Genomic DNA, 4,424 nt, shown 5'->3' with positions numbered 1-4,424 from the left:
TCAATTTCTTGCAATCCTCGCTACGGACGCTTAAGTCCGACAGGCTGCTAGTGGTTATCAACGATCGGCCTATTATGTCTGTTCGACCCTGACGCTCCGGAAACAGGATTCATACTCTGCCTGACCCTTTTTTCGAGCCGGTTAAGCTCATTCATAATCTCAGGTTCCCCTCTGTACTGAGCCCTGAGTTCGGCAATATTACGCAGGGGATTGACGCCTGCGAACTCTGGGTCAATGTCATTCTGACTGACCTGATTACCGGGCTGATGACCATAGGCAAGCTTCAGTTTATCTACCAGCTCCCTGACGACCTCCGAAATGGGATAATCCTCCGGTTCCAGACCAGCAATGGCAGCAGAAAATCCTTCCGCTTCCCGATAGATAACCGACACCGGCAAATGATCAGACAACCCGCTTTCCAGATCATTATCGACATCAAGCAACAGTTGACGTATTTCCGTATGGGATGCCCACTTTTTTTCAGTGTCCCCGTAGACCAGCTGGTAGTTATAAATACAGCGCCTTGTCACCTCGGGGTGTTCTTGCCAGCGATACCTTGTCCCATCTGGCTCCCGACGATCTTCCGGATTGATGGTTGCCTGGTCACTATTGACAAAAAATGACTCGCTGCTCTCAACCAGCCGGGTATCATTTTCTTCATCATGGGTATCGTAGTAAGTGTTAGAGAAATCCTTCCCCAGTGCCTGCATGTTGTGATTATACTCAGGGTCATTACATAATCTTTGCTCATCTGACCGGGCAAAGTTCAGGTCTCCCATCAGGAAGGTGCCATGATGGTGTCTCTTATTCCGCCTGTCGTTACTGCTATCCTCCTCAAACCACTTTCTGATTTGATACGACTGGTCAAAGCGAATCGCCTCATAGGGTTGACCCTCACTGGCCTGAAGGTGCGTATTATAAACCACGGCAGTCTTATCGTTACCGAGATCCAGCACGATCCGCAGTAGCCCTTTATTGATCCGCCGATCTTCTTCGACCAGATCAGTGAAAGGCCGGAAAGTTGCCACCTTTACAGGATATTTGCTGGCAATGACCAGACCACTGTTCAATCCGGTTTTTCGGGGGGCAACACTGTGAACGATATGATGGTAGTGACCTTTGAGATCCTGACAGAGTTGCTCCGTCGCCTGTTGGACAAAAGCCTCCTGGAAGCAGACAACATCAGGAGTTATGTCAGGATTGCGGGTTAATGCCCCGGCAATCTTCCGATAGCGCTGCTGTGTTGAGCGCAGGTCGTTCTTATTATGGGACGGCATCAGGCCAGTATTATAGGTCATCAAATGCAGGCCCCGCTCAGGTTGATAAATGGCGGGGGGTACATCAGACTGAATCAGGGAAATTTCTTTCATGTACCGAATTTCATCGTATGGTACAAGAAAAGTAACACTTGTTTTTGCGAAAAAAGCTTCGTCATAAAGTCTTTGATAATGTTGAAATATTTTCTCAAACAGTTCTCTAAACAAACTTGTTGCGCTTCGCATGTGTTCCGGAAGTTTATCAGCCCATGTGTAAAATTTATCAACCTTCTCTTCGTATTTTTTTTCAATTTTCTTTGTCTCAGGGTCGTCGGCATAGGTATTACCATCTTCAGAAAAGACTTTCTTTCGGTATAGACTTAATTCATCATCCCTTTTCTCATATAAGATGCTTTGGATTTCTTTCTTACATTCTTCATAATATCTTGGACGAAGATTGAAGTGTGGGTGATACAAAAGGTTAGTTATCCTGGCTACACAAACTCCAACCAGTGATCCAATGATTACACCTGCAACAGTTCCCAGTGGTCCAAATAATGTACCGATTGTACCGAGTGTGGCACCTGCAGCACCCGCTGCTACTTCTGGGAGGCCGACTTTGACAATATTATTACATGCTCTAAGGAATAACTTATGGTCATCATCACGCGTTATACTCTCAATATGCCCTGAAATTTTTTGAAAATAATCATTAAATCTATTTAACTCATCAACATTATCTGGACCCATGATGTCTGGATGTATGCCTTCCTTAATAGCATCAACTGTAATATTTTTGATCTCTTCTATGCCAGATGATTGACCATTATATTCCTTAACCCCCTTTTCAATTCTTTCTTCCGAAATTTTGATGGTTTTTTCATCAGGCCTCATCCTTGTTTTTAAGTATTTTTCAAAAACCGCTTTTTCATCTGTTTTCAGAACAGACAGAATTTCTTTTTCCAATTCTTTAGTTTTTGTTATTTCTTCTCCATTTTTGCTGTTGGATTGGGAACATGTAAAAATAAGTTTTGGAGTATCCTGAATACCATTTTCTTCTAAATTAGCCTTAAACTCTGATTTTATTTCTTTTTTGTCTCCTATCTTATCAGTACATGTATCGACCTTATTACAAACAAAAATAATTCTATTGCCATTTTTTACTAATGCTTCGATAGCTCTAAGATCATAACCAGTCAGATCCTTGTCAAATAAAAAGATAATGACATCGTTTTGCTCGATATTTTCAGCTCCAAGGTAGTCATTTTTTATGTATTCTTCGCCACCAGAGCGGCCATAACCTTTTGTAGTCCTGATTTCCACATCCTGAAAGCGGTAGATAGGGTCAGGCTTTTTATTGTAAATAACGGTTCTTTTAAATGGCTCCCAGCCAATTAGCCGGTTGCCCAGCGATGACTTGCCAACATTTTGCGCTCCAGTAAAGACAATCCTTAGTGTAGGAGGACTGCCATTCGAGCTCCTTTGTTGCATTAGATTCAATATAAATCTCTCGCTCCCTTCGTCATCTTTTGCATTGCCACCTATACCAGAGCGTCCGGCTCCCTCTTGACCAGAACCCTCCCTGTTACCACTTCCACTACCTGTTGCTCCGGTTTTTTTGCTACCTCTAAGCCAGCTAAACATAGTCTGATAAATGAGTTTATTAATATCTTCTCCTTCATAGACCGTCTCCGTATCGGGTTCATGAGTTATAGTCATGTCTTTAAAGTTATCCGAACCAGCCAAAGTTTGTTCCAGCTGCTCCCACTCAAACTCCAGGTTAAACTCATGATCCGGCCACTCTGCCAGCGTATCGATTTGCTTTTCAATTTGCTGAAGGGAGTTTTCATCCTGTACAGACAGTCCTGCAGCCATATCCATAAGAAAGTGAATAAATTCTTCTCTGCCTCTAAGTTTGGGAGCAAGCCATTTCAGAAGCTGTTGCGAACTCCCCAGATATGCCGTTAACTGGCGAAACTCCGCTTGGCTGAGGTGTAACACAGTGGGTGATGAATCATTAAAACGGATGTGTAACGTCACTCCTGAATCATGATCGGGTTCGCCCATAACCCAATGGTACCAATGACTGCCCTTTAAGTAGTTGCGCCAGTCGGTGGGAATACGCAAAACCGGGAGTAGTGTCAGGGTAAAATCCCCTTTGTTCTGAATTGGAAAGTAAGGGGGGCGTTTAAAGCTATCGTCGTCATCCTGACCAAGATAACCACCTCTGTATAGATCAGACTCTCGTTTTTCTTCTGGTAAAGGCAGTCCTGCAAACCCTGGCAGACTCACAACCTGGCCTGATTTTTTTTCTTTTTCCGAACAGATGAATCGTTAAGCCTCTCATTAACTTCCACGGTTTCCGGGGTTGAAGCGATTTCTATAAACTTATCGGACTCCGGACCTATTGCTGACAGGCGGGTCGTTAGCCGGTAGTTTGCCTTTTCAGCTCCCCCCGCAGTAATTGAAGTAGCGGTAAAATCCGACGAAGCAGGTGTTGCCCGAGCCAGAGAAGCCCAGACAAGAAAAGTTAGCAGATAAATTTTCCATATATTAACCAGCAGCCGTTGGTTCAGAAAGTGATTTTTCATTTAAGGAAACCAACAATAACAGAGGTAGTTAGGGAGGAGGAAAGTGCGAGAGTATTTCTCAACAACTGGCTGAAAGTAGACAATAGTCAGATTAACGTCAAAGGTGGTTTTGGAGTAGAGACTGAGTAGCTGCTCATTTATTCATTGTGACTGCTCTCCTTCGAAGAACGCAGGAGCTTCTTGCTTCATAGGCTACTGCTGGTTCAAAACAACCAGACTTACAAAGAAGCCTCCACCGGCAGAACCAAACAGCCCTTAAGGTAGAGCCGTCCTGCGATCGTTACCCTCCTCTTTGGCCAGGGAGCGGTCAAAGTTCAACTCTGAAGATGTTTGCCAATGACCTGCAACCGAAATGGAATGTGAACCTGATTTTCAGGCAGCAGCTTCAGGGCGATGGGTGCAGGGTTAATGCTTTTTGTTTCGAACAGTAAGCCAGATGGCAACTGCAAACAGAGGCAACCCAAAGACCAGAGTCAGAATTAAATATTGTTGTCCTGTATCCATTACTCATCCTCCAGTCGGTAGGAGCCTGACCGAGAATAGCGCCCGTAGCGAGGATGGCAGAAAATTGAGGATG

Annotated in this window: 3 protein-coding genes; all 3 read right to left on the bottom strand. The window is 44.2% G+C overall.

Translation table 11 applies throughout. The features are described 5' to 3' along the window. Positions 1–47: 47 nt before the first annotated feature. Positions 48–3,548 carry an endonuclease/exonuclease/phosphatase family protein gene (locus KDK19_RS05830; RefSeq protein WP_257291536.1) on the bottom strand — a complete coding sequence of 1,167 codons (3,501 nt, stop codon included), beginning with the start codon at positions 3,546–3,548 and terminating at the stop codon, positions 48–50. Continuing rightward, entirely contained in the window at positions 3,545–3,847 is a 303-nt protein-coding gene (locus KDK19_RS05825) for a hypothetical protein (RefSeq protein ID WP_257291535.1), read from the bottom strand. Before KDK19_RS05825 ends, KDK19_RS05830 begins: the two co-directional genes overlap by 4 nt. A gap of 385 nt (positions 3,848–4,232) precedes the next feature. Beyond that, positions 4,233–4,424, bottom strand: a 192-nt coding sequence (locus KDK19_RS05820; protein WP_257291534.1) for a hypothetical protein, incomplete at its 5' end; no start/stop codon positions are given.

It is taken from the genome of Endozoicomonas sp. ONNA1 (genome assembly GCF_024606325.1).
Classification (GTDB): Bacteria; Pseudomonadota; Gammaproteobacteria; order Pseudomonadales; family Endozoicomonadaceae; genus Endozoicomonas_A.
Note: the sequence above shows the minus strand (reverse complement) of the source record. Positions and strands in the feature narration are given on the sequence as shown.

Bases quoted from the DNA above. Each gene is read 5' to 3' on its own strand.
- KDK19_RS05825 (WP_257291535.1), bottom strand. From the start codon at position 3,847: ATGAAAAATCACTTTCTGAACCAACGGCTGCTGGTTAATATATGGAAA.